This is a genomic window from Burkholderia sp. BC1 (assembly GCF_052683555.1).
On record NZ_JBQYLP010000012.1, the window covers coordinates 73,177 to 97,973 of the forward strand.

Here is a 24,797-nt window from a genome sequence, read left to right on the forward strand (position 1 = left end):
GGGCGCCGGCGGCACCCGTGACGCTAGTCGGCGCCGACGCTCGACGCGTTGCGCTGCCGCTTCTCGATCGAGGATTTGAGCAAGGCGGCCGAGCGGAAAATGCCGTGCGCGAACTTGCCGTAAGGCAGCGTTGCGAACAGCGCGATCACGATGCCGAGATGGACCGCAAGCAGCGACGGCATCCCGGCAGTCGTACGGCCGGCGAGCAACGCGAGACCGGATGCACTGGTCAGCAACAGCAGCGCGATGAAGCCGCGGTCCATCGGACGCTGACGCGGATCGCCGCGCTCGGGCGCGCGTGTCAGGTTCAGCCAAAGCAGCCCTGCCGGCCCCACGATCAGTCCGACGCCGCCCGCCGTTCCGAGCAGCACCGGCACGCTGAAAAACGGATACGGCGCTTCCAGACCGAACGCGTAGTGATAGAGCGTGGCGACCGCCGTTGCCGCGAAGCACAACATGAAGCCGTAGAACGTCAGGTGATGGAAGCGGCGCCGGGCCAGCGTGAACGCATCGTCCCGTTCGTTGCAGCCCTCGCCGTGGCCGCCGTCCAGGTACTTCAGCGTCAGTGCATTCTTCGCCGCTTCGGCCACCGCCGGTGCGCTCGCGCGTGTCGTTCCCGCCGACACGTCGCGCCAGAAGCGCGTGACGCCCACGCCGAGCGCGACCATGGCGAACAGAAACACGCTGCCGAACATCGCGGCGAGCAGCGTATGCGGAAAGACCGCGTAGAAGTTCGCAGGCGCGACGTCGCGCGACAGGCCGCCGTGCCATGCGGTGCCGAGCAGCAGAAACAGCGCGAGCCCGGCCGCGAGCGCAACCGACAGCGTCAGACCGTTGCGCTTGTACAGCGCGCCGAACGCCGCAGGGAACGCGTATTCGGTGTACGTATCGAGCCGGACTTCGGCCATCGCTTTCGGCACGTTCACGGCGAATTCATGCGGTGGCGCGTATTGGCACGCGTGATAGCACGCACCGCAGTTGTGACAGAGATTCGCGAGATAGTTGACGTCCGCCTTGCCGAATTCGAGCCGGCGCGTCATCGCGGGGAACACCGCGCAAAAGCCTTCGCAATAGCGGCATGCGTTGCAGATCTGCATCTGGCGCGCCACTTCCGTTTCGCTCGCGCTCATCGGCACGATCGGGATCACGCGTGCCGCGCCGCCGTGCGAAGTTTTTTTGGTATCGACCGGCGACGCCGTGTGCGTGCGTTCGGTCGCGAGTGCGTCAGACTGCTGCACTGCCTGCCTCCGTTGTCTTGAGTGCCGCGCGTGCAGCCTGCGTCCCGGCGATGCGCCCGAAGGCCGTGCCGATCGACATGCCGACACCGGCCGTATAGCCCTTGCCGAGCACGTTGCCGGCCATCATTTCGCCGGCGACGAACAGGTTGTCGCTGGCTTCGCCGCCGAAGTGGACCTGCGCGCGCTCGTTCGTCTTCAGGCCGAGATAGGTGAACGTAATGCCCGGCCGCAACGCATACCCGTAGAACGGCGGCGTATCGATGCGGCGCGCCCAGTGCGTCTTCGGCGGCGTGAGGCCTTGGGTGTGGCAGTCGTCGAGCGCCGTGTGATCGAACGTGCCGACGCGGCAGGCGTCGTTGTAGCGCGTCAGGGTGTCGACGAAGCGCCGTTCGGGCAGGCCTAGCTTGCGGGCCAGCTCCGGCAGCGTGTCCGCCTTTTCGCCGGGAAACACCGGCGGCATGAAGCGGCCGATCGCTTTCGAATCGATGATGGAATAGCCGATCTGCTCGGGCTGCTGCGCAACGAGCCGCCCCCAGATCGCATAGCGCTTCGGCCAGAAATCCTCGCCTTCGTCGTAGAAGCGCTCGGCGTCGCGATTCACGACGATGCCGAGCGAGACGCAGTCGATACGCGTACAGATGCCGCCGTCATACAGCGGCGCGCGCGCATCGATGGCGACGCAGTGCGACTGCGACGGATCGCCGATCATGTCGGCGCCGGCGTCGCGCATATGCTTGAGGAGCACGCCCTGGTTGAAGCGTGTGCCGCGAATCAGGAAGTTGTCCGCGGGCCATTCGCCGCGCGCGTTCTGCCCCCACGCGTCGCGCAGCCATTCGCGGTTCGATTCGAAGCCGCCCGCGGCGAGGACGCACGCATGCGCCTCGAAACGCCGGCTGCCGCTGCGCGCCGCGACGAAGCGGCTGCCGGCGAGCTCGATCGCATCGACCGGCGTGTCGTACCGGATGTCGACGCCGAGCGCTTCGGCGCTGCGGTAATACGCGTTGACGAGCGCCTTGCCGCCGCCCATGAAGAACGCGTTCGTGCGTGCGACGTGGAGCGCACCGGACAGCGGCGGCTGGAAGCGCACGCCGTGCTTCTGCATCCATGGCCGGCACGACGACGACGCACGGATCGTCAGCCGCGCCAGATGTTCGTTCGTGATGCCGCCGGTCACCTTCAGCAGGTCCTGCCAGAATTCCTCTTCCGGATAGGCATCGACGAGCACGTCTTGCGGCGCATCGTGCATGCAGCGCAGATTGCGCGTGTGTTGCGAGTTGCCGCCGCGCCATGCGCGCGGCGCGGCTTCGAGAAGCAGGACCGACGCGCCCGCTTCGCGCGCCATCAACGCCGCACAGAGCGCGGCATTGCCTCCTCCGATTACGAGCACATCGACCATCAGACTTGTCTCCTTTCGGACAAATCGTAGGGATCTCGTGCCCGCTGCGCTATCAGGCGGCCGTCAACGGGTCTTCACTTTTTGTGAAGAGTCGGTTTCCCGCAGCCGTGCACCGGGCCAGCGGCCTTCGTGCACGAGCTGACGCGCGACATCGGCAAGGACCACGCGCGCAGCGAGCCCGGCCGGCGACAGTTCGTCATCGGAAATGCTCGCGATCAGGTTGGGCCGCCGCGCGTATTTCTCCGCGACGGGCACGCTCGTCAGCGTCGCGTTCTCGCGCCTGGCGAGTGCCGCGCCCGGCTGGATGGTCGCCCCGATGCCGGTGCGGACGATGTCCATCAGCAGCGCGAGGCCGTCGACTTCGGCGACGATGTTCGGCTCGTATTCGGCGCGCTTGAACGCCGACGACAGCAGCGAACGCAGCCCGTGCGTACCGCTGGGGAGAATGAGCGGCAGCTTGCCGAGGTCGGTCAGCCGGATCGATCCGCGTGTCGGCATCCCGTCGAGATCGACCGCGCCGATCAGGAACAGCCGCTCGTCGAGCAGCGGCTGCACGCTCCAGCGTTGCGCGGATTCTTCGCGAAACAGCACGGCGAGGTCGATCTGGCGCGCACTCAGCATCGATGCGAGATGACCGGACAGACTTTCGACGAGATGGAGCCGCACATCGGGATAGCGCGCGCGCATTGCCTGCATGAACGCCACGCCGAGCACGCTCGCCGTGCTCGGCGCCATGCCGACGCTGACATGGCCGGACAGACGCGCCGAACGCGCGGCGCGCGCCGCGTCGTCGATATGACGCAGCGCGAGTTGCGCCTGACGCCAGAACGCCAGCCCTGCGTCGGTCGGAATGACGCCGCCCGACGTGCGCTGCAGCAGGCGTGTGGACAGTTCGCCTTCGAGACGGCTGATCTGCTGACTCAGCGCCGAGGTCACCACGCCGAGTTCCAGCGCGGCCTTGCCCATGCTGCCGTGTTCGACGACGCTGAGAAAATAGCGTAGTTGTCTGAGTTCCATTCCGCGATCGGACAGAGGATGACGCGCGTATTCTGACAGAACGTCGACGACGGTCTTTCGCGTCGCGCGCGGCGGACTTTGCGGAGGGACTTGACGCTGCAAGCGCCGCAGCCGCAAAGGCAACGCTTCGAACCGCATCGGCACGCCCGCGCCGCTGCGCAAGCTCGCGACTTTGCTTATCAGAAATCGATGTTTCCCGTGCGGCGCGAATCGATCGACACTTTGCTGCTCAGGCAGCACCGCGGCAGCAACGCGTGCTGGCCTGCGCCCTTCCGTTCAACGACGCGTTTCGATTCATGAACCGTTTTCTTTCCGACTCATGGCCGAGCGGTGCGGACCTCGTCGCCGCCGACCGCGACGCCGATTCCGCTACCGCCGAGCGATCGCACACGGGCGCGTCGGCGTCCGCTTCGTCGATCCGCGCGAATGCCGGCGTATTCGCCGATCCGCGCTCGCACGCGCTGCTCGAGCGAATCCGCGCGGTCGCACCGAGCGACGCGAACGTGCTGATCGTCGGCGAAACGGGCACCGGCAAGGAGCTCGTCGCGCGTCGCCTGCACCAGGCGAGCCGTCGTCGCGACGGCCCCTTCGTCGCGGTGAACTGCGGCGCGTTGTCGACGACGCTCGTCGAAAGCGAATTGTTCGGTCACGAGAAAGGCGCGTTTACCGGCGCGTTCGGCGCGAAGGCCGGCTGGTTCGAAACCGCCGACGGCGGCACGCTGTTTCTCGACGAAATCGGCGACCTGCCGTTGCCGATGCAGGTCAAGCTATTGCGCGTGCTGCAGGAGCGCGAGGTCGTGCGCGTCGGCGCGCGGGCCGGCATTCCGATCGACGTGCGCGTCGTCGCTGCGACGAACGTCGATCTGCAGCAGGCGGTTGCGGCCGGCCATTTCCGCGGCGACCTCTTCTACCGGCTCGCCGTCGTGCAGCTCGCGGTGCCGCCGCTGCGCGAGCGGCCGGCCGACATCCTGCCGCTCGCGCGCCATTTCGTCGACGACTACCGTCGCCGTCTCGGCTACGGGCCGCGCAGCATCGACGCGCGCGCCGCACGCGCGCTCGAATCGTACGACTGGCCCGGCAACGTCCGCGAGCTGGAAAACGTCATCCATCATGCGCTGCTCGTGAGCCGGCACGAGATGCTGCAGCACGCCGACCTGACGATCGCCTCGGCCGGCACGGCCGCTGCGGCGCCGCATCGAGGCGAACCGCGCGCGGGCGCGCAGGCCGCACTCGAAGCCGCGCTGCGCGCGCTGTTCGACGAAGGTCACGGCCGACTGTACGAACGCATCGAAGACACCGTGATGCGTGTCGCGTTCGAGTTCAGTCACCGCAATCAGCTTCAGGCCGCGCGCTTGCTCGGCATCAGCCGCAACGTGCTGCGCGCGAGACTGATCCGCGCAAACGAGATCGCCGCGTTGAAGTAAGCGCGCTTCACTACCCGACGACGGCGCGCATCCGCTCGCGCCCGGCGCGCGGGCCGCGGCGCACGCCGCCCGTGGAGCGGCGTGCCGACCTGATGTATCGTGGCACCGAAGCGCGCACCGGCGAGATTCATGGCACTGCCGCAGGCCACCGCCGCCACGGCGCGCGCATTCCCGCAACCCGACAGCCCGACGCGCCGGATCGGTTCGGCCCGCGGGCTTTCATCTGCCCGGAAACCGTCGCCATGAAAAAACTCGTGAACCGTCCGTCCGACGTCGTGCGTGAAATGCTCGAAGGCATCGCGCGACAGTCGCCGCATCTCGCGATGCTCGGCGACGAGCACGTGCTGGTCCGCCGCCCGCTGCCCGAACCGTCGCAGCGCACGGTCGCGGTGCTGTCGGGCGGCGGCAGCGGGCACGAGCCCGCGCACGGCGGCTATGTCGGCGACGGAATGCTGAGTGCGGCCGTGTGCGGCGAAGTGTTCACGTCGCCGTCCACCGACGCGGTGCTCGCCGCGATCCGCGCGACGGCCGGCCCGAACGGCGCGCTGCTCGTCGTGAAGAACTACACCGGCGACCGGCTCAACTTCGGTCTGGCAGCCGAACTCGCGCGCGCCGAAGGCATTCCGGTCGAGATCGTGATCGTCGCGGACGACGTATCGCTGCGCGGCCGCGTCGAGCGCGGGCAGCGGCGCGGCATCGCGGGCACCGTGCTGATTCACAAGCTCGCGGGCGCGGCGGCCGCGCGCGGGCTGTCGCTGCCGCGCGTCGCGGCGATCGCGCGCGATGCGGCCGCCGATCTCGGCACGATGGGCGTCGCGCTCGACGGCTGCACGCTGCCGGGCGCCGACCAGTCCGGATTCAGCCTCGCCGACGACGAAATCGAGCTCGGTCTCGGCATTCACGGCGAAAAAGGCGTCGAACGCACGGCGCCGCTGCCGGCCGACGCGCTCGCCGACACGCTGCTGTCGGCGATCGTCGCCGACCTCGTGCTCGATCGCGGCGAACGCGTCGCGCTGCTCGTCAACGGTCTCGGCGCGACGCCCGACATGGAGCTTGCGATCGTGCTGCGCGCCGCTTACGAGAACCTGAGCCGTCGCGGCATCGCGGTCGAGCGCGCGTGGGCCGGCACGTTCCTGTCGGCGCTGAACATGCCCGGCTGTTCGATCTCGGTGCTGCGGCTCAACGACGAGCGGGCGGCGCTGCTCGACGCACCGACGCAGGCGCGCGCGTGGCCCGGCGGCGGTGCCGTCAACGCGCAGATCCGCATCGCCGCCGCGGCGCCGCAGGAACCGTCGCCGCCGCCGCTCGACGCGGCGGGCCGCGCGTGGGCCGAGCGGCTGCGTCCGGCGCTGCATGCGGTCGCGCATACGCTGATCGACCACGAAGCAACGCTGACCGAGCTCGATGCCGCCGCCGGCGACGGCGACCTCGGCGCGAGCATGCGTCGTGCCGCGGACGCGATGCTCGCGTTGCCCGACACCGCGTATGCGACGCCGGCCGGTGCGCTCGCCGCGCTCGGCGCCGCACTGCGCCGTGCGATCGCGGGCAGCTCGGGCCCCTTCTACGCGACCGCGCTGCTGCGCGCATCGCGGCGCCTGGCCGGCGTCGCGCAGCCGTCGGCACGCGACTGGGCCGCGGCATTGCGCAGCGCAGCCGATGCGATCGCCGAACTCGGCGGTGCCCGTGCCGGTGACAGAACGATGCTCGACGCGCTGGTGCCGGCCGCCGCCGCGTTCGACCGTGCACTCGACGACGGCCGCGACAGCGCCGGCGCGTGGGCGGCCGCCGTCGACGCCGCCGAGCGCGGTGCGCAGGACACCGCGCGCATGACGCCGCGCGCGGGCCGTGCGAGCTATCTCGGCGAACGCGCGATCGGCACGCCCGACGGCGGCGCCATCGCCGTCGCGTACTGGCTGCGCGCGCTGCTGCCGCACGTCCGATAACGCGGCGCGTCATTACCGCGGGCCGCCGGCGAGCGGCTCGCGCGGGTCTTCGGCACGGGGAAAACCCCAATCCCGACATCGTCCTATGACATCGGGCATGGCAAATTGGCGGGATTACTTTGAACCTCGTCGGCGCCCGCCCGGGCGCATGCTGCCAACGAGGATCCCTTATGCGATACGTGCCATCGTGGACTTCCGTCTCCGCGCCGTCCGTCCCGGACGATACGGTTTCCCATCGCGGCGACGAGCCGCACAGCCTGCCGCGCGTCGCGATCGCGGCCGCCGCGCTCGGTAACGCGACCGAATGGTTCGATTACGGGATATACGCGTACGGACTCGCGTATATTTCCGCTGCACTGTTTCCCGGCAACACGGCCAGTGCGACGCTGTTCGCGCTCGGCACGTTTGCGATTTCGTTCCTGATCCGCCCGCTCGGCGGCCTGTTCTGGGGCCCGCTCGGCGACCGGCTCGGCCGCAAGCGCGTGCTTGCGCTGACCGTGCTCACGATGTCGGGTGCGACGCTGCTCGTCGGCCTGCTGCCGACCTACGCGACGGCCGGTTGGCTCGCCCCGGCCGCGCTGATCCTGCTGCGCATGGTGCAGGGTTTTTCGACCGGCGGCGAATACGGCGGCGCAGCGACGTTCATCGCCGAATACGCGCCCGACTCGCGGCGCGGGCTGTGCGGCAGCTTTCTCGAATTCGCGACGCTGGCCGGCTTCTCGCTCGGCGCGCTGCTGATGCTCGGCTTCGCGCTGCTGCTCGGCGACACGGCGATGCATGCGTGGGGCTGGCGCCTGCCGTTCCTCGTCGCGGCGCCGCTCGGTCTCGTCGGCTTCTATTTGCGCTCGCGTCTGGAAGAAACGCCGGTGTTTCGCGAGCTCGAGGAGCAGGCGCACCGCCGCGAACAGGCCGCGCCGGCCGCGATGCCGATCGGCCGGCTGCTGGTGCGCTATGCGAGGCCGCTGCTGCTGCTCGGCGGGCTCGTCGTCGCGCTGAACGTCGTCAACTACGTGCTGCTCGCCTATATGCCGACGTACATGCACAAGGAGCTTGGCGTCAGCGAGAACATGTCGCTGCTGATCCCGCTGATCGGGATGCTCGCGATGATGGTGCTGCTGCCGTTCGCGGGCTGGCTGTCGGATCGCGTCGGCCGCAAGACGATGTGGTGGATCTCGCTCGTCGGGCTGTTCGTCGCCGCCGTGCCGATGTTTACGCTGATGACGCATGGCGTGCTCGGCGCGTTCATCGGCTTCGCGGTGCTCGGCGTGCTCTACGTGCCGCAACTCGCGACGATTTCCGCGATGTTTCCGGCGATGTTCCCGACGCACGTCCGCTATGCGGGCATGGCGATCGCCTACAACGTGTCGACGTCGCTGTTCGGTGGCACCGCGCCGATCGTCAACGACTGGCTGATCGCGCGAACCGGCAATGCGCTGGTTCCCGCCTATTACATGATGGCCGCGTGCGCGGTCGGCCTGGTGGCGTTGATCGCCGTGATCGAGACGCGCGGATGTTCGTTGCGCGGCGATACGGTGCCGGGGCAGGCACGTTGAGGTACGGCGACGCGAGTGCGCGTCGGTGAAGACGAACCGAACCCGGCTGCGGCCGGGTTCGTCGTTTCTGGGGCATCGCGGGCGGCATTGATGTGGAGGGTGTCGTGCGTGAGGCCGCGTCAATTGCGAATGCGGCGTCAGCTGAATTCGAACAAAGAACGCCATCTGCGGGCCGGAGCCGCCGATTGAATGTCGCTCTCGAGAAGCATCCGCCTTTTCTCATGAAGAATCTTGAGTCGTTCTTCGGCCTCGTTCGTATCGTCAGGCATGTAAGCCCTGGAAATGCGGTCCGGCCACTACCGGGCGCCAATGCGCCCGTTCTTTCTTTGCGTGAATCCCTCACGGAGCTCTTCACGCGGACGCCATGCAGACGAAGTCGCTAGCGTTTTCGTTACCGCTGTCGGGTCATGAAGACAGCGCCGCGGTCAGCCCATGCGAGCGTGTCCTCCGTGCGCGCGATACACAGACGTCCTCAAGGTTGGCCGACTTCTCCGTTCACCGGGAAAATGCTTCGCCCGAACTCGCGGAGCACGCCATCAGGCGAGCTTTCAACACGTGCTGCTTGCGGCTTGCCGCCTCGGTGGCGGTTGATCTCCACTCCGCGTCGCCGTTGCCCCGCCGTAACAATCGCGAAGCATAGGCAGAGCTCGTCCCGCAGTGCTTTGCCGAAAAGCCATGGCGCCCGTGTCGCTCCGATCGCGCTTTCAAATCTCGCCGATGCGTTGCTGACAACCGGAACCATTAGCCGCCTCGCAGTCTTCAACGCGCGCGAAATCGGCGTGCTCACCCACATTCGGAATGCTCATCAGTGCTTCAGCGAAAGTCTTGCGCTTTGGTGTCCGCAGCGCCTTCGCCAGAATCGCGCGATATTCGGCCTCCACGCTGCGGCCGTGCGCCGCCGCTCGCTCGCGCACGCGTTGGACGAGCGCTTCATCCACATTTCGAACCCGAAGACTTGCCCATGATTCACTGCGCATGTTGCACGCTGTCAATGAGAGCTGCCGGGCGAAAAATGCACGTGCTATCAGACCGTCGCGAGCTGCGAGATTGCCCGGCGGCAACCGCTAACACCCTACGCACTTCAGACGCGTTCAATTGACGTAAATCACCGCACTTCTGAAGATAAAAAAACGCCGCCGTACTTTCGTACGACGGCGCCCGTTATGCACTGCCGCAGCGAGAACGCAAACGGCGGAATCGCGCGCTTACCCGGCCACGGCGAGATTCCGCTCCGCGACCTCGTCGACGGCTTCCCGCACGATCGCGACGATCTCGTCGGCCTCGGCACGCGTCATCACGAGCGGCGGCGCGAAACCGAGAATGTCGCCGTGCGGCATCGCGCGCGCGATCACACCGCGCTGCAACGCGGCCGCCGACACCTGCGCGCCGATCTTCAGCGCGGGATCGAACGGCGTACGCGCGTCCTTGTCGGCCATGAACTCGAGCGCCGCGAGCATCCCGACACTGCGCACTTCGCCGACGAGCGGATGCGCACCGAACGCGTCGCGCAGCTTCGCACCGAAATACGCGCCGACTTCGGCCGCATTGCCGACGAGGTTTTCGCGTTCGAGAATCGCAAGGTTCGCGAGCGCGGCGGCCGCACAGACCGGATGCCCCGAATACGTCCAGCCGTGCCCCATCGGCCCGTGCTCCTGCGAGCCGCGCGCGATCACGTCCCACACCTTCTCGCCGACGATCACGCCCGACAGCGGCGCATAGGCACTCGTCAGCCCCTTCGCCACGGTGATCAGATCCGGCTCGATGCCGAAGTGCTGCGCGCCCATCTTCGAGCCGAGGCGCCCGAACCCGCAGACGACCTCGTCCGAGATCAACAGAATGTCGTGCTTGCGCAGCACCGCTTGAATCGCCGGCCAGTAGCCGGTCGGCGGTTCGATGATGCCGCCCGTACCCATCACCGGTTCCGCGATGAACGCGGCGATCGTGTCGGCGCCCTCGCGCGCGATCAGCTTCTCGAGCTCGTCCACGCAGTACGCGACGAACTGCGTTTCGCTCATCCCGACCGGCGCCTTCCGGTACCAGTGCGGACAAACGGTGTGCTGCACGCGGTCGATCGGCAGATCGAAATGCTGATGGAAGCTCGGCAGGCCGGTGAGGCTGCCCGTCACGATGCCCGAACCGTGATAGCCGCGTTCGCGCGAGATGATCTTCTTCTTGTTCGGACGGCCGAGCACGTTGTTGTAGTACCAGACGATCTTGACCTGCGTCTCGTTCGCATCGGAACCGGACATCCCGTAATAGACCTTCTTCATGCCGGCCGGCGCCCAGTCGATGATGCGCGACGACAGTTCGATGATCGCGTCGGACGAGTGCCCGACATACGTGTGGTAGTACGCGAGCTGCTTCGCCTGCTCGTACATCGCGTCGGCCACTTCCCCGCGGCCGTAGCCGATGTTCACGCAGTACAGGCCGGCGAACGCGTCGATATAGCGCTTGCCCTGATGGTCCTCGATGCGGATACCCTGGCCGCCGCGCACGATCTTGCCGGGCAGCGCGCCGGTTTCGTGGTCGTACGCGTGCGTCGACGGATGCATGAAGTGGGCACGGTCCTCGCGCAGCAGCGCGTCGATGGATTGCGTCATGATGAACTCCTTTGAATGATCAGGCCGCCGCCGCGACGGGCAGGCCGAGGTTGCCGAGGCAGAAGTACTTGGTTTCGGTGAACGGTTCGAAGCCTTCGATGCCGCCTTCGCGGCCGAGGCCCGACGCCTTCATGCCGCCGAACGGAATCGGCGCACCGGTGAATTTCACGCCGTTGACGGACACCATCGCGAAATCGAGCCGGCGCACGAGCTGAAAGATCGTGTCGATGCGCGTCGCGCACACGTACGCGGCGAGCCCGTACTCGGTGTCGTTCGCCTTCGCGACGACTTCGTCGAGCGTGTCGAATGCGCATACGGCCGAGATCGGCGCGAAGTTTTCCTCGTCGTAGACGCGCATGCCGGGCGCGGCGTCCGCGATCACCGTCGGTTCGTAGAACCAGCCGCCGAGCGCATGCGGGCGGCCGCCGGCCACGATGCGCGCGCCGCGTGCACGCGCGTCGTCGACACGCGCGACCGTGGCATCGAATGCCGCCTGATGCATGAGCGGCCCGACATCGACGTCCGGCTCGAACGCCGGGCCGGTCTTCAGTTCGCGCACGGCGTCCGCATAGCGTGTGACGAATGCGTCGTAGAGCGGGCGCGCGACGAAGATCCGGTTCGCCGCGCAGCAGTCCTGCCCCGACGTCTGAAACTTCGCAGCGACCGCGATTCGCACCGCCTGGTCGAGATCGGCGTCCTCGGTCACGATGAACGGCGCGTTGCCGCCGAGTTCGAGCGCAACCTTGCGGATGCCCGCACGTGCGGCCGTTTCGGTCACGAGACGGCCGACACGCGTCGAGCCGGTAAAACTCACCGATCGCACGCGCGCATCGCCGACCAGCGTTTCCATCGCCATCTGCGGCTCGCCGAGCACGACGTTGAACACGCCGGCCGGGAAGCCGGCTTCGTCGGCAAGCTGCGCCAGCGCAAGCGCAGAGAACGGCGTCTCGTGCGCGGGCTTCACGACCGTCGTACAGCCGACCGCGATCGCCGCTGCAGCCTTGCGCGTGATCATCGCGGCCGGGAAGTTCCACGGCGTGATCAGCGCGGCGACGCCGACCGGCTCCATCACGGTGCCGAGCTGCGCGCCGTCGATATGCGTCGGTATCGTGCGGCCTGCGACGCGCTTCGCCTCGTTCGCAAACCATTCGACGAAGCTTGCCGCGTAGCGGATCTCGCCGCGCGCCTCGGCGAGCGGCTTGCCCTGCTCGAGCGAGAGCAGTGCGGCGAGGTCGTCGAGGTGGCGCAGGATCAATGCGTGCCAGCGCAGCAGCGCCGCACTGCGCACGGCCTGCGGCGTCCAGCGCCACGTTTCGTATGCACGCTGCGCGGCATCGATCGCCGCGACGATCTGCGCACGCTCGAGCATCGGCACGTGGCCGATGACGGCCTGATCGGCCGGATTCACGACGGCGACCGTCGCGGCACTGTCGCTGTGAATCCAGCGACCGTCGACATAGCACATCGACTTGAACAGAACGGGGTGTCCGGGCAGCATGCTGCGTCTCCTCGTTGGTTGGGCACGAGCTTCATTCTGTCGTGCCGCCGGCGCCGGAAATTTCGGTTTATGCGGCCGGCGCTTGCGGTTTTTTCGGTATTGCCGCGCGCCGGCGCGAAGTTTTCATTGCCAGTCCGGCGCGCCGCCGGATTCGCACTTCACGACCTTCGTCACGATGTACGTGAAGTAGCGCTCGATGCCGAGGTCTTCCATCAGCAGCGCATCGATGAAGCGCTGGTAGTGATCGATGTCGCGCGCGACCACATGCAGCACGTAGTCGACGCCGCCGCCCGTCGCGTAGCACTGCGCGACCTCGGGCGCCGCGCTCACGCGTTCCTCGAAACGCCGCATGTCGGGCGCGGTATGACGCGACAGCGTCACCTCGACGACGATGCGGCTGCCCGAGAACGCGCCGACCCAGTCGACGTCGGCCCGATAGCCGCGAATCACGCCGCTTTCCTCGAGCTTGCGCACGCGCTCCCACGCGGGCGAGATCGACAGGTTCACGGCTTCCGCGAGCTTCGACTTCGTGATGCGCCCGTCGCGTTCGAGAATGCGCAGGATCGCGAGATCGTATCGGTCGAGCTTGATCACGGCGTGCGCATCCTATGCGGCGACCGGAATGTTGCGCTCGACGATGTCGGCGACCACCGCGATCGTGTCGCCGGCCTGCACGAGGCCCGGGAAATGCCGCGCGGCCAGCAGCCCGCGCCGCCGAGCGACGTATTCGACCGGTGCGACGCCGGTGCGGTCGATGTCGTGCACGCGCGCGAGCACGTCGCCAGCCTCCACTTCGCTGCCGAGGTCGCAACACATCTCGAGCAGCCCGCGATGCTCGCTGGTCGTGAAGCATGCGCCGTCGGGCATGTCGAGCAGCGTCGTCGTACGCGGCGCCGTGCGCGCGACGCCGTCGTTTTCGTTCGGATGCGTCGCGAGCACGCCGGCATGCGCGAGAAACCCGCGCACGCCGCGCTCGGCGATCGCGACGCTTGCCGCGGTCGACGTGCCGCCGCCGCCGAGTTCGGTGGACACGAACACCTTGCCGGCCGCTTCGGCCGCCGTGTCGTACAGCCCGACGCTGTCGAGTTCGAGCATGCGCATCGAATACGGCGCGCCGAACGCGCGCATCGCACGCTCGCAGCGCGCTTCCTGATCGCGATCGTCGAGCACGTGAATCGCCGCGAACGGCACGAAGTCGAGCGTGCGCCCGCCCGCGTGGATATCGAGCACGTGCGTCGCGAGCGGCAACAGGTGCCGCTGGAAGTAATCGGCGATCTTCTCGGTCACGGTGCCGTCGGGCCGCCCCGGAAAGCTGCGGTTCAGGTTCCCCGCATCGATCGGCGACGTACGGCGCCCGGCACGAAACGCCGGATAGTTCATGAACGGCACGATGATCACGCGGCCCGTCACGTCGGACGCCTTCAGCGAACCGGCGAGCTTGGCGAGCGCGACCGGTCCTTCGTACTCGTCGCCGTGATTGCCGCCCGTCAGCAGCACGGTCGGTCCGTCGCCGCGCTTCACGACGGTCACCGGAATCATCACCGCGCCCCACGCGGAGTCGTCGCGCGAGTACGGCAGCTTGAGGAAGCCGTGCTGTTCGCCGTCCGCGTCGAAGTCGACGGTCGGCACAATCGGTGAAGCACGCATCGATCTACTCCTTCACGAACAGCTTGCGCGGCGTGTTGCAGAACGTCTCGACACCGGTTTCGGTGATCAGGATGCTTTCGGTGATCTCGAGCCCCCAGTCGTCGAGCCAGAGACCCGGCATGAAGTGGAACGTCATGCCCGGTTCGAGCACCGTGCGGTCGCCCGGTCGCAGGCTCATCGTGCGCTCGCCCCAGTCGGGCGGATAGCTCGCGCCGATCGGATAGCCGCAGCGGCTGTCCTTCTCGATGCCCGCGCGGCGCAGCACCGCGAAGAACGCGTTGGCGATGTCCTCGCAGACGTTGCCCGGCTTCGCGGCCGCGAGCCCGGCCTCGATCCCTTCGACCACCGCGCGCTCGGCCTCGATGAAGTGCGCCGGCGGCTTGCCGAGATAGACCGTGCGCGACAGCGGACAGTGATAGCGGCGGTAGCAGCCGGCGATCTCGAAGAACGTGCCGGCGCCGCGCTCGAACGTCGTGTCGTCCCAGGTCAGATGCGGCGCGGCTGCGTCGGCGCCGGTCGGCAGCAGCGGCACGATCGCCGGATAGTCGCCGCCGAAGCCGTCCGCGCCGCCGATGCCGGTCGCGTAGATCTGCGCGACGAGATCGCTCTTCTTCATGCCGGGCTCGATCGTCTCGACGATATGCGCATGCATCCGTTCGACGATGCGCGCGGCCACGCGCATGTATTCGATCTCGCGCGGCGACTTCACGGCGCGCTGCCAGTTCACGAGCGCCGTCGCGTCGACCCAGCGCGCCGCGGGCAGGTGCTTCTGTAGCGACGCGTACGCGGCCGCGCTGAAGTAGTAGTTGTCGAGCTCGACGCCGATGCGCAATGCGCCCCAGCCGCGCGCCGCAATCACTTCCGTCGACAGATAGTCCATCGGGTGGCGATCCGGCGACTGCACGTAATGATCGGGATAGCCGACGATGTCGTCGTGCGCCATGAACACGGTGCGCTTCGCGCCGTTCGCGTCCTGGCCGCGGCCGAACCAGACGGGTTCGCCGTCCATCGGCAGCAGCACGCACTGGTGTACGTAGAACGACCAGCCGTCATAGCCGGTCAGCCAGCCCATGTTGGTCGGGTCCGTGACGATCAGCAGGTCGATGCCGGCCCGCTCCATCGCCGCGCGCGTCTTCGCGATGCGCGCAGCGTATTCGCTGCGCGCGAACGCAAGACGCGGCGCGGCTTCGTAGGTTTCGATGACTGCAGACATCTGTCTCCTCTCAGGTCGTGAGGTCGTTGTGAAAAATCGTTCCGGCTCCCGCGGCGCGGGCGCGCTGCAGCGCGAGAACGGCAATGGCGGTGTCCTGCGCGCCGGTTCCCGTCAGGTCGCAGATCGTGATCTCGTCGCGATGCGTGCGGCCGGCACAACGGCCGGCAATCACTTCGCCGAGTTCGGGAAAGACCGCGTCGGCTGCGACGGCGCCGGCCTCGATCGCATGCCGCAGCTCGCCGACCGCACGCGTCTGCTGCAAGCGGTCGCAGACGTAGCGTGCGGCCGCGAATACCGACGGCGCGAGTTCGGTCTTGTATTCGGCATCGGAGCCCATCGCCGTCACGTGCAGCCCGGGATGCAGATCCTCGGCATGCACGAGCGGCTCGCGGCTCGGCGTCGTGGTGACCGCGATGTCGGCATCGGCGAGCGCCGCATGCACCGATCGCGCGACGCTCGCCTCGATGCCATGCGCGCTGCGCACGTCGGCAGCGAATTGCGCCGCGCGTGCGGCATCGCGCGCCCAGACCGTCACATGCGCGACGTCGCGCACGAGCCGCAATGCGTCGAGCTGCAACCGCGCCTGTTCGCCGGTGCCGATCACGGCCACGCGCCGCGCATCGGCGCGGGCGAGATGACGCGCGGCGACCGCGCCCGCGGCGGCGGTGCGCACGGCGGTCAGATAACCGTTGTCGAGCAGCACGGCCTCGGTCAGACCGGTACGCGCGGACAGCACGAGCATCAGCCCGTTCAGGCTCGGCAGGCCGAGCGACGGGTTGTCGAAGAAGCCGGGGCTGATCTTGATCGCGAAGCTGTCGAAGCGCGGCAGGTAGGCGGTCTTCACATCCACTTCGCCGTGACGTGCCGGCAGCGCGAGATTGAGGATCGGCGGCATCACGACGGGCTCCGTCGCGAGCGACACGAACGCGGCTTCGACCTGATCGATCGCGTCGCGATCGAGCGGCACCAGCGTGCGCAGTTGCGCCTGGCCGAGCAGCGTGATGGGATGCGCCATGTCAGTTCTCCGCAATCAGCCGGCGATGCGCGGCCATGTCGATGTTCGCGCCGCTCACGACGACGACGATGGGCCCGTCGCGCCGGCTGCGCGGAACGGCTTCGTCGAGCAGCGCGGCGATGCCGACCGCGCCCGCGCCTTCGACGACGAGCCGCTCTTCGCGATACGCGTGCGCGATGCCGCGTGCGATCGAGCGCTCGTCGAGCAGCACGACGTCGTCGGCGAGCGCGCGCGTGAGGTCGAACGTGTAGCGGTTGTCGAGACCGATGCCGCCGCCGAGCGAATCGGCGAGCGTCGGCTGTTCTTCGACGTCGACGGGACGACCGGCGGCGAGGCTCGCATGCATGGCTGCGCCGCGCGCCATCGACACGCCGATCACCGCAATCGACGGCCGGATCGCTTTCGCGGCAAATGCGACGCCGCTGAACAGCCCGCCGCCGGACAGCGGGACGATCAGCGTGGCCGCATCGGGCAGCGCTTCGAGAATCTCGACGCCGATCGTCGCCTGGCCCGCGATGATGCGCGGATCGTCGAACGGCGGCACGTACGCATAGCCTTCGTCGCGTGCGAGGCGTCGCGCCTCCGCCTGCGCGTCGTCCTGGCTGTCGCCGACGATCACGACGCGCGCGCCGAGCGCGGCCACCGCATCGACCTTGTTCGCCGGCACGAGCGACGACATGCAGACGGCCGCTTCAAGGCCGAGCGCGCGCGCCGCATGAGCGACCGCGCGCCCGTGGTTGCCGGTCGATGCGGTCACGACGCGCGTCACGCGCTGCGCCGCGAGTTCCGCGAGCACGTTCGTCGCGCCGCGGATCTTGAAGCTGCCCGTCGGCTGCAGCGTTTCGAGCTTCAGGTGGACGGGGACGCCGGCGCGCGCGGACAGCGCAGCGGACGCGACGAGCGGCGTGACGCACGTGCGCCCGGCGATGCGTTGGCGCGCGCGGTAGACGTCGGACAGCGACAGGAAGGACATGGAACGCACGCCTCATTGATGTGGTGCGATCCAGTCTAATGTTCCAAATTGCGCTTTCGAATGTCCTGGTACATTGTGCGGAGCTCGTGTGCGGCGCTCGTGTGCGGCGCCGCATCGCTGCAGCGGAAAGTCAGTGGAAATCGTGCACGTGCGGATATTGCTCGAACACGCCGGCCATCGTCTCGAGCGCCGCATTGCACGCGGCGTCGGTGGTTTCCGCGCCGATGCACACGCGCACTGCGTTCGGCCGCTCGGTACCGCCGACGAGAAACGGATCGGGCGACGTGACCGCGATCTTGCGCGTGCGCAATTCGCGCACGAGGCGATCGGCCTGCCAGTAGTCGGGCACGCGCAGCCACGCCGACAGCGCGTTCGGATGCGTGCCGAGCAGATATGGGCCAAGCGCGGCCTTCACCATCTCCTGCCGCACCGCGAGCCGCTGCCGCTGCAGCTCGACGAGCCGGCGCGCGGTGCCGTCCGCGATCCAGCGCGTCGCGATCTCGGCGATCGGCGACGTCGCCATCCAGCTGCTCACGCGCAGCACGCTTTCCACGCGCAGCGCGAGCCGCCGCGGCATGGCCAGGTAGCCGGTGCGCAAGCCCGTCAGCACCGATTTCGTCATGCTCGTGCAGTAGAAGCCGAGCTCGGGAATCATGCTCGCGATCGGCGTGGCGGTTTTGGCGGGAAGCGGGCCGTACACGTCGTCCTCGATCACGTACACGCCGTAGCGCGCCGCAATCCGCGCGATCGACCGGCGTCGCGAATCGGACATCATCGAGACGGTCGGATTGTTGAGCGTCGGCGTGCAAACGAGCGCGCTGATCCGCTCGCCGTCGCACATTTCCTCGAAGTGTTCGGGGCGGATTCCGTGCTCGTCCATCTCGAGTCCCTTCAGCGTAAACCCGAGCACGTTCGCCGAGCCGATCACGCCATGATCGGTCAGGCTTTCGCAGAGCACGGTGTCGCCGGGGCCGACGATCGATGCAAGCGCCAGAAAGATGCCATGCGCGGCACCGTTCGTGATCAGCAGCGATTCCGGATGCACGGGCATGTTCAGCGACGCGAGCCATGCGGCGCCGGCTTCGCGATGCGCGTCGAGGCCGGCGATCGGCCGGAACGAGCGGATCCACGGCTGATCCTCGGTGCCGGCCAGCTCCGCGCAGACGGCCCGCCATGCCGCGTCGTGCTCCGGCGTATGCACGATGCGCGCGATCGAGAAATCGACGAGCTCGCGTTCGGCCGTATCGAGCATGTAGTTCGACATCGACTCGGTCACGCGCGCGGCGACGAAGCTGCCGCGCCCGACCTCGCAGCGGATCAGGCCCTGCCTTTCGAGCTCCTTGTACGCGTTGGTCACGGTCTGCACGCTGACACCGAGACTGGCCGCGACGTCGCGCTGCGGCGCGAGCCGTGCGCCGGGCGCGAGCGCGCCGCTCTCGATGTCGGCGGCGATCGCCTTCACGAGCCGCTTGTATTTCGACTCGATGCCATGCACGGCGCCGATCGCGTCGTGCCAGCGTGTCGATACCTCGGTCCGTCCCATCTCGATGTCTCCGTCGTGGCTTCCGCATGGTCGCTCAGAAAGACACCCGAAAAATATTGTCCTAGTGCAATCGCGTGCGAAAGCAGGACGCTGCGGGTATACCGCGGCGTGCACTTCGCGTGCCTGCTACGCATGTCTTACGAAAAGATGACAGTCCGCCTGCGCACGCGCGGTGCCCGCGCCGTGCCCGAGCGCCGTGTCGCGGAACGGTTGACGTCAGACCATTCAATAGGGAGCGCGCCGGACCGGACGAAGGCACACGCTCGCCATCGCGCCGCTTGACCGTGCGTCGCGCGCGGCCTAGATTCGTCGTTGCGGGCGGCCGAACCGCACGACGACGTGACAGCCGGGTGACACCGAACGATAGTTTGCTATCGAATGGTTTTGCCCTATCATCTCGCCCATGACGAATCTGCACGATCTCCGCCTCGCCGTCAGCAGCCTGCTGGTGCTCAGCGCGCGCAAGTGGCGCCGCGCGAGCGACAGCATGCTCACCGCGTACAACGTGTCCGAAGCGTGCGCGACGCCGCTGCTGATCGCCGGTCGCCTCGGCGAAGGCGTGCGTCAGGGCACGCTCGCCGAGTACGTCGGCATCGAAGGCCCGTCGCTCGTGCGTCTGCTGGATCAGCTGTGCGCGGCCGGCCTCGCGCGCCGCGACGAAGACCCGCACGATCGCCGCGCGAAAACGATCTCGCTGACGGCCGAGGGCCGCGCCGTCACCGAGAAGATGGAGGAAGATCTGCGCGTGCTGCGCGCGCAGGTGCTCAAGGGGGTCTCGCGCAGCGACCTCGAAGCGACGCTGCGCGTGCTGACCGCATTCAATGGCGCCGACGCGCATGCAACGGCGCCGCGCGCGCCGCACTCGGCCGGTTCCGCGTCATGACCTACCCGAGCCTTCGCGACTGGCTGTTCTCGGGCAAGACGTTCGCCGCATCGATGCTGGCGCTGTATCTCGGCCTGTACTTTCAGCTGCCGCGTCCATACTGGGCGATGGCGAGCGTCTACATCGTGTCGAACCCGTTCGTCGGCGCGACGCGCTCGAAGGCGCTGTATCGCGCGCTCGGCACCGCACTCGGCGCGGCCGCGGCGATCTTCTTCGTGCCGCCGTTCGTCGAGACGCCGCTCCTGTTCAGCGTCATCGTCGCGACGTGGTGCGGCACGCTGCTCTACCTCGCGATCTCCGACCGCACCGCGCGCAGCTACGTGTTCATGCTTGCCGGCTACACGATGCCGCTCGTCGCGCTGCCGACCGTGACGAACCCGGCCAGCGTGTTCGACGTCGCGATCGCGCGCACCGAAGAGATCGTGCTCGGGATCGTCTGCGCGAGCGTCGTCGGCAGCACGGTGTTTCCGAACCGGCTCGCGCCGACGCTGATCGAGCGCACCGACGCATGGTTCAGGGATGCCGCGTTCTACGGGCGTGAAACGCTGTCCGGCCGTATCGCCGGCAAGGCATTGAGCGCCTGCCGGCAGCGGCTCGCGACCACGATCACGGGCCTCGAATTCCTGCTGAGCCAGCTCAGCTACGACCATGCGCATCCGCGCGTGCTGTCGCGCGCGCAGGCGCTCGCGGGGCGAATGCAGCTGTTCCTGCCGCTGATGTCATCGCTTGCCGATCCGCTCATCGCGCTGATGCGCGACCTGCACGTGCGGCCGCCCGCACTCGATGCCTTGCTCGCCGACGCCGCGGCATGGTTCGACGCACCGCTGCCCACGATCAAGCCCGGCACCGACGGCGACATGGCCGACGATCCGGTCGCGGACCGCCTGCGTGCCGGCATCGCGGCGCTGCAGCCGACCGATGAGGCACTCGCGAGCTGGGACGGCGCGCTGCTGTCGAACGCGCTATGGCGGCTGCGCCAGGTGATCGACATCTGGCAGGACTGCCGTTCGCTGCGCGCGCTGATCGCGAACGAATCGGGCGTGTGGCAGCCGCGCTACCGGCACTGGCGGCTCGGCGGCACCGAGCGCTTCTTCGATCGCGGCATGATGCTGTTCTCGACGCTGACCGTCGTCGGCGCAATCGTGTTCGCATGCTGGCTGTGGATCGAATCGGGCTGGCACGACGGTGCCGGCGCCGTCACGCTCGTGGCCGTCGCGTGCAGCTTCTTCGCGGCGCTCGACGAACCGGCGCCGATGGTGTTCCGGTTCTTCCTCGCGACGGCCGCGAGCGTCGTGTTCGCGGGGCTGTACCTCTTCGTCGTGCTGCCGCACGTGCACGATTTCCCGATGCTCGTGCTGATGTTCGCGGGCCCGTTCATCCTGATCGGCACGCTGCTGCCGCGACCGCAGTTCAACATGGTCACGATGCTCGTCGCGGTCAACACGGCGACGTTCGTCAGCATCCAGGGCGCCTACGATGCCGACTTCTTCGTGTTTCTGAACAGCAACCTCGCGGGCGTCGCGGGACTGCTGTTTGCGTACGTGTGGACACGCGCGACGCGGCCGTTCGGCGCCGAGCTCGCGGTGCGGCGGCTGCTGCGCTCGGGCTGGGAGGACGTCGCACGCTCGGCCTCGACGCAACCGCTCGAGGACCAGCGCAACCATGCGTCGCGCATGCTCGATCGCGTGACGCAACTGCTGCCGCGTCTCGGTGCGTCCGACGACCACCGTCATCCGTCGATCGAGAGCTTCCGCGATCTGCGCATCGCGCTGAACGCGCTCGATCTGCGCCGGCTGCGGCGCAAATTGTCCGGCGATCTGTCCGACGCGATCGATCGCGTGCTCGCCGGCGTAACCGACCACTACGCGCGCTGCGCCGCGGCGAACGCGCGTCAGCCAGTGCCGCCCGCGCTGCTCGAATCGATCGACGATGCGCTGCGGCGCGTGGTCGGCCGCAATCTGCCCGGCGCGGCACCCGCGCCCGGCGATGCGCCGCCGGCCGGTCACGCGATCCCGGTCATGCATCGCCGGCTGCGCGACGCGCTGCATGCGCTCGTCGGCCTGCGTCTGTCGCTGTATCCGGCCGCGTCCACGCGCGCGCCGCAAACGCCCGACGGAGCGCAGGCATGATGCCGCTTCCCTACCCGACTTTCCGACCGCGACCATGATCGGCGAAATCGACATTCTCGGCGTGTTCGTGCCCGCTCCGCTCGTGCTGATGCTGATCGCCTACCTGATCAACGTCGCCGTGCGCACCGTGCTCGATCGCATCGGCTTCTACCGCCTCGTCTGGCACCGTTCGATCTTCGATCTCGGCATCTACGTGTTCGTATTCGCCGCCGTCGTGATCGTGTCCCACCATTTCGTGGCTACCTAACGTGAACGTGAAAAAACCCTGGCTCTCGGCAGGACAGGTCCTGCTCACCCTGATCGTCGTCGTCGTCGCCGCGCTCGTGCTATGGCGCGTGATCGACTACTACATGTTCTCGCCATGGACGCGCGACGGGCACGTGCGCGCCGACGTGATCCAGGTCGCGCCTGACGTGTCGGGGCTGATCACGTCCGTCGAAGTCGCCGACAACCAGGCCGTCACGCGTGGACAGGTGTTGTTCGTGATCGACCGCGCGCGCTACGCGCTCGCGGAACGGCTCGCCGAAGCGACGCTCGCCCAGCGCCGCGCGACGCTCGCGCAAGCGAAGCGCGAATATGCGCGCAACCTGCAGCTCGGCAATCTCGTCGCGAGCGAGCAGGTGGAGGAGAGCCGCACGCGCGTCGAGCAAGGCGAAGCGGCCGTGCAGGATGCGCAGGTGTCGCTCGACACCGCGAAGCTGAACCTGCAGCGCACGACCGTCGTGAGCCCCGTCGACGGCTATCTGAACGATCGCGCACCGCGCGTCGGCGAATACGTGCCGGCCGGCCGTGCCGTGCTGTCGGTCGTCGATCGCAACTCGTTCCGCGTCGACGGCTATTTCGAGGAAACCAAGCTGCGCGGCATCCATATCGGTCAGCCCGTCGACATCTTCGTGATGGGCGAACCGCACTCGCTGCGCGGTCACGTGCAGAGCATCGTCGCGGCGATCGAGGATCGCGACCGCACGCAAGGGTCGAACCTGCTGCCGAACGTGAATCCCGCCTTCAGCTGGGTGCGGCTCGCGCAGCGCGTACCGGTGCGTGTCGCGCTCGACGAAGTGCCGGACGATTTCCGCATGATCGCCGGGCGCACCGCGACCGTCGCCGTGCGTGCGCCCGATACGCAGCGTCGCGATCGCGCGCAGGCGGTCGCGCCGGTCGCGCCGGTCGCACCTACCGCGTCCGGCACGGCCGCCAGTGCGGCGGGAGCGTCGCAATGAAGCGGCCCGGTCTTCGCGTCGCGGCGACGCTCGCACCGCTCGCGCTCGCGCTCGGCGCATGCAAGTCGGTCGGCCCCGACTACACGCTGCCGCAGCAGGCGTACGTGAACGCACCGCTTGCCAATCACGCGCTCGACGATGCGAACGGGACGCTCGTTTCGCACGACGCGGTGCCCGGCAACTGGTGGCAGCTGTACGACGATCCGGCGCTCAACGACCTCGTGCGCAGCGCGCTGACGTCGAATACCGACCTGCGCGTCGCGGCGGCCAATCTCGCGCGATCACGCGCGGCGCTCGAGGTCGCGAACCAGCAGGGCGGCTTCTCGGGTCGCACCGAAGCAGCGGTGCAACGCGCGCAGGAATCGGCCGAGCAGTATCTGCTCGAGAACAAGTTGCCGGTCGTCAACGAAGGGTCGCTCGGCATCAACGTGTCGTACGAGATCGATCTGTTCGGCAAGCTGCGGCGCGGCGTCGAAGCGGCGCGCGCAGACAGCGAGGCCGTGCAGGCCGCCGCCGATCTCGCGCGCATCACGGTCGTCGCCGACGTCGTGCGCGCTTACGTCGAAGCGTGTTCGGCCGGTGAGGAACTCGAGATCGCGAAGCAATCGGTCGCGCTGCAACGGCAGCGTGTCGCGCTCTCGCAGCGGCTGCGTGACGTCGGGCGCGGCAATCAGACCGAGGTGACGCGCGGCGTCACGCAGGTCCGCACGCTCGCCGCCGACATCCCGCGCTTCGAAAGCCGCCGCAAGATCGCGCAGTACCAGCTCGCTGCGCTACTCGCGCGCGCGCCGGCCGACTTGCCGAAGGCCGTCACCGAATGCGCGCGGCTGCCGAAGCTGCGCCGGCCGATTCCGATCGGCGACGGCGCCGCACTGCTGCGCCGCCGTCCCGACGTGCGCGAGGCCGAACGTCAACTTGCGGCTGCAACCGCGCGCATCGGCGTCGCGACCGCCGCGCTGTATCCGTCGATCAGCATCGGCGCGTCGGCGGGGTCGGTCGGCGTCGCCGCCGATCTCTTCTCGTCGACGACGAATCGCTGGTCGTTCGGCCCGCTGATCAGCTGGACCTTTCCGGTCAACGGACAGCGCGCGCGTGTGCGCGAAGCCGAAGCCGCGACCGGCGGTGCGCTCGCGCATTTCGACGGCGTCGTACTGAATGCGCTGCGCGAAACGCAGTCGAGCCTCGCCGCGTATGCGGCCGACGTACAGCGTGCCGACGAACTGCGTACCGCGTACGAGTCGGCGCGCAGCTCGGCGGATGAAACGCATCGGCTCTATCGCGCCGGACGCGAGTCGTTCATCGCTGATCTCGACGCGACGCGCACGCTGACCAGCGTGCACGCGCAAGTTGCGGCCGCCGAAGGACAGGTCGCGGCCGATCAGGTGAGATTGTTTCTCGCGCTCGGCGGCGGATGGGAGGGCGATGCGACGCCCGCTGCGTCGCAGCAGGAGACGTCGTCGGCTCGGCCGGCGGCGGCGGACGGCGCCGCGAATAACGGGCGATAG

General features: G+C 68.2%; 21 protein-coding genes. 9 read left to right on the forward strand and 12 right to left on the reverse strand.

Annotation, left to right across the window (positions count from 1 at the left end):
* Positions 1–23: 23 nt before the first annotated feature.
* The 3 genes from tcuB to ACSHSS_RS08495 all read right to left on the reverse strand — a co-directional run bounded on the left by tcuB (position 24) and on the right by ACSHSS_RS08495 (position 3,651).
* Positions 24–1,238 carry a tricarballylate utilization 4Fe-4S protein TcuB gene (tcuB, locus tag ACSHSS_RS08485; protein ID WP_006414461.1) on the reverse strand — a complete coding sequence of 405 codons (1,215 nt, stop codon included), beginning with the start codon at positions 1,236–1,238 and terminating at the stop codon, positions 24–26.
* Complete coding sequence (gene tcuA / locus ACSHSS_RS08490; protein WP_006414437.1) at positions 1,225–2,634, reverse strand: FAD-dependent tricarballylate dehydrogenase TcuA; 1,410 nt, start codon at positions 2,632–2,634, stop codon at positions 1,225–1,227. The genes tcuB and tcuA overlap by 14 nt, the downstream gene beginning before the upstream one ends.
* 63 nt (positions 2,635–2,697) lie before the next feature.
* Positions 2,698–3,651, reverse strand: a complete 954-nt coding sequence (locus ACSHSS_RS08495; protein ID WP_048996559.1) for a LysR family transcriptional regulator — start codon at positions 3,649–3,651, stop codon at positions 2,698–2,700.
* Positions 3,652–3,741: 90 nt separating this feature from the next.
* Between ACSHSS_RS08495 and ACSHSS_RS08500 the strand changes: the two genes are divergently transcribed.
* The 4 genes from ACSHSS_RS08500 (at position 3,742) to ACSHSS_RS08515 (ending at position 8,571) form a co-directional block, all read left to right on the forward strand.
* Positions 3,742–3,951, forward strand: coding sequence for a hypothetical protein (locus tag ACSHSS_RS08500; RefSeq protein WP_043281094.1), 210 nt, complete (start codon positions 3,742–3,744; stop codon positions 3,949–3,951).
* A complete protein-coding gene (locus ACSHSS_RS08505; RefSeq protein ID WP_080982345.1) occupies positions 3,948–5,075 on the forward strand; it encodes a sigma-54 interaction domain-containing protein in 1,128 nt (375 codons plus the stop codon). Before ACSHSS_RS08500 ends, ACSHSS_RS08505 begins: the two co-directional genes overlap by 4 nt.
* 242 nt (positions 5,076–5,317) lie before the next feature.
* On the forward strand, positions 5,318–7,018 hold the full coding sequence (locus tag ACSHSS_RS08510; protein WP_049018090.1) for a dihydroxyacetone kinase family protein: 1,701 nt from the start codon (positions 5,318–5,320) through the stop codon (positions 7,016–7,018).
* 170 nt (positions 7,019–7,188) lie between these two features.
* Positions 7,189–8,571 (forward strand): MFS transporter, encoded by a 1,383-nt coding sequence (locus ACSHSS_RS08515; RefSeq protein WP_006399312.1) that lies wholly within the window; start codon positions 7,189–7,191, stop codon positions 8,569–8,571.
* 704 nt (positions 8,572–9,275) lie between these two features.
* Here the strand turns inward: ACSHSS_RS08515 and ACSHSS_RS08520 are convergent.
* From ACSHSS_RS08520 to ehuR, 9 genes are all read right to left on the reverse strand, one after another.
* Positions 9,276–9,548: a FitA-like ribbon-helix-helix domain-containing protein gene (locus tag ACSHSS_RS08520; protein WP_043281825.1), complete on the reverse strand. Its 273-nt coding sequence runs from the start codon at positions 9,546–9,548 to the stop codon at positions 9,276–9,278.
* 228 nt (positions 9,549–9,776) lie between these two features.
* Complete coding sequence (locus ACSHSS_RS08525) at positions 9,777–11,171, reverse strand: aspartate aminotransferase family protein (RefSeq protein WP_006416294.1); 1,395 nt, start codon at positions 11,169–11,171, stop codon at positions 9,777–9,779.
* A 19-nt stretch (positions 11,172–11,190) separates the two neighbouring features.
* Positions 11,191–12,669: an NAD-dependent succinate-semialdehyde dehydrogenase gene (locus ACSHSS_RS08530; RefSeq protein ID WP_006399325.1), complete on the reverse strand. Its 1,479-nt coding sequence runs from the start codon at positions 12,667–12,669 to the stop codon at positions 11,191–11,193.
* Between the two features lie 123 nt (positions 12,670–12,792).
* Entirely contained in the window at positions 12,793–13,263 is a 471-nt protein-coding gene (locus ACSHSS_RS08535) for an Lrp/AsnC family transcriptional regulator (RefSeq protein WP_006399326.1), read from the reverse strand.
* A gap of 12 nt (positions 13,264–13,275) precedes the next feature.
* Positions 13,276–14,316: a N(2)-acetyl-L-2,4-diaminobutanoate deacetylase DoeB gene (gene doeB / locus ACSHSS_RS08540; RefSeq protein ID WP_006416312.1), complete on the reverse strand. Its 1,041-nt coding sequence runs from the start codon at positions 14,314–14,316 to the stop codon at positions 13,276–13,278.
* A gap of 4 nt (positions 14,317–14,320) precedes the next feature.
* Positions 14,321–15,529: an ectoine hydrolase DoeA gene (gene doeA, locus ACSHSS_RS08545; protein ID WP_006399328.1), complete on the reverse strand. Its 1,209-nt coding sequence runs from the start codon at positions 15,527–15,529 to the stop codon at positions 14,321–14,323.
* Between the two features lie 10 nt (positions 15,530–15,539).
* Positions 15,540–16,544, reverse strand: a complete 1,005-nt coding sequence (locus tag ACSHSS_RS08550; protein ID WP_006416307.1) for a cyclodeaminase — start codon at positions 16,542–16,544, stop codon at positions 15,540–15,542.
* A 1-nt stretch (position 16,545) separates the two neighbouring features.
* The gene (gene eutB / locus ACSHSS_RS08555; RefSeq protein WP_006416313.1) at positions 16,546–17,517 is read right to left on the reverse strand and encodes a hydroxyectoine utilization dehydratase EutB; all 972 of its coding nucleotides are present in this window, start codon (positions 17,515–17,517) and stop codon (positions 16,546–16,548) included.
* Between the two features lie 130 nt (positions 17,518–17,647).
* Positions 17,648–19,060, reverse strand: coding sequence for a MocR-like ectoine utilization transcription factor EhuR (ehuR, locus tag ACSHSS_RS08560; RefSeq protein WP_035956927.1), 1,413 nt, complete (start codon positions 19,058–19,060; stop codon positions 17,648–17,650).
* Positions 19,061–19,463: 403 nt separating this feature from the next.
* Between ehuR and ACSHSS_RS08565 the strand changes: the two genes are divergently transcribed.
* Genes ACSHSS_RS08565 through ACSHSS_RS08585 form a run of 5 tightly spaced genes read left to right on the forward strand, consistent with a single transcriptional unit; the run spans position 19,464 to position 24,797 of the window.
* Complete coding sequence (locus ACSHSS_RS08565; RefSeq protein ID WP_006416315.1) at positions 19,464–19,943, forward strand: MarR family winged helix-turn-helix transcriptional regulator; 480 nt, start codon at positions 19,464–19,466, stop codon at positions 19,941–19,943.
* Complete coding sequence (locus ACSHSS_RS08570; protein WP_006399334.1) at positions 19,940–22,072, forward strand: FUSC family protein; 2,133 nt, start codon at positions 19,940–19,942, stop codon at positions 22,070–22,072. Before ACSHSS_RS08565 ends, ACSHSS_RS08570 begins: the two co-directional genes overlap by 4 nt.
* 34 nt (positions 22,073–22,106) lie before the next feature.
* Positions 22,107–22,319: a DUF1656 domain-containing protein gene (locus tag ACSHSS_RS08575; RefSeq protein ID WP_006399335.1), complete on the forward strand. Its 213-nt coding sequence runs from the start codon at positions 22,107–22,109 to the stop codon at positions 22,317–22,319.
* 7 nt (positions 22,320–22,326) lie between these two features.
* Entirely contained in the window at positions 22,327–23,292 is a 966-nt protein-coding gene (locus ACSHSS_RS08580) for an efflux RND transporter periplasmic adaptor subunit (RefSeq protein ID WP_043281839.1), read from the forward strand.
* Positions 23,289–24,797: an efflux transporter outer membrane subunit gene (locus ACSHSS_RS08585; protein WP_006416305.1), complete on the forward strand. Its 1,509-nt coding sequence runs from the start codon at positions 23,289–23,291 to the stop codon at positions 24,795–24,797. The genes ACSHSS_RS08580 and ACSHSS_RS08585 overlap by 4 nt, the downstream gene beginning before the upstream one ends.

What these genes read in the sequence shown, in the direction of transcription:
- ACSHSS_RS08505 (WP_080982345.1), top strand. Translation starts at nt 3,948, where the DNA reads ATGAACCGTTTTCTTTCCGACTCATGGCCGAGCGGTGCGGACCTCGTC.
- ACSHSS_RS08585 (WP_006416305.1), top strand. Translation starts at nt 23,289, where the DNA reads ATGAAGCGGCCCGGTCTTCGCGTCGCGGCGACGCTCGCACCGCTCGCG.
- ACSHSS_RS08565 (WP_006416315.1), top strand. Translation starts at nt 19,464, where the DNA reads ATGACGAATCTGCACGATCTCCGCCTCGCCGTCAGCAGCCTGCTGGTG.
- ACSHSS_RS08570 (WP_006399334.1), top strand. Translation starts at nt 19,940, where the DNA reads ATGACCTACCCGAGCCTTCGCGACTGGCTGTTCTCGGGCAAGACGTTC.
- ACSHSS_RS08550 (WP_006416307.1), bottom strand. Translation starts at nt 16,544, where the DNA reads ATGGCGCATCCCATCACGCTGCTCGGCCAGGCGCAACTGCGCACGCTG.
- ACSHSS_RS08520 (WP_043281825.1), bottom strand. Translation starts at nt 9,548, where the DNA reads ATGCGCAGTGAATCATGGGCAAGTCTTCGGGTTCGAAATGTGGATGAA.
- eutB (WP_006416313.1), bottom strand. Translation starts at nt 17,517, where the DNA reads ATGTCCTTCCTGTCGCTGTCCGACGTCTACCGCGCGCGCCAACGCATC.
- ACSHSS_RS08525 (WP_006416294.1), bottom strand. Translation starts at nt 11,171, where the DNA reads ATGACGCAATCCATCGACGCGCTGCTGCGCGAGGACCGTGCCCACTTC.
- ACSHSS_RS08510 (WP_049018090.1), top strand. Translation starts at nt 5,318, where the DNA reads ATGAAAAAACTCGTGAACCGTCCGTCCGACGTCGTGCGTGAAATGCTC.
- ACSHSS_RS08575 (WP_006399335.1), top strand. Translation starts at nt 22,107, where the DNA reads ATGATCGGCGAAATCGACATTCTCGGCGTGTTCGTGCCCGCTCCGCTC.
- doeA (WP_006399328.1), bottom strand. Translation starts at nt 15,529, where the DNA reads ATGTCTGCAGTCATCGAAACCTACGAAGCCGCGCCGCGTCTTGCGTTC.
- ACSHSS_RS08515 (WP_006399312.1), top strand. Translation starts at nt 7,189, where the DNA reads ATGCGATACGTGCCATCGTGGACTTCCGTCTCCGCGCCGTCCGTCCCG.
- ACSHSS_RS08530 (WP_006399325.1), bottom strand. Translation starts at nt 12,669, where the DNA reads ATGCTGCCCGGACACCCCGTTCTGTTCAAGTCGATGTGCTATGTCGAC.
- tcuA (WP_006414437.1), bottom strand. Translation starts at nt 2,634, where the DNA reads ATGGTCGATGTGCTCGTAATCGGAGGAGGCAATGCCGCGCTCTGTGCG.
- doeB (WP_006416312.1), bottom strand. Translation starts at nt 14,316, where the DNA reads ATGCGTGCTTCACCGATTGTGCCGACCGTCGACTTCGACGCGGACGGC.
- ACSHSS_RS08495 (WP_048996559.1), bottom strand. Translation starts at nt 3,651, where the DNA reads ATGGAACTCAGACAACTACGCTATTTTCTCAGCGTCGTCGAACACGGC.
- ehuR (WP_035956927.1), bottom strand. Translation starts at nt 19,060, where the DNA reads ATGGGACGGACCGAGGTATCGACACGCTGGCACGACGCGATCGGCGCC.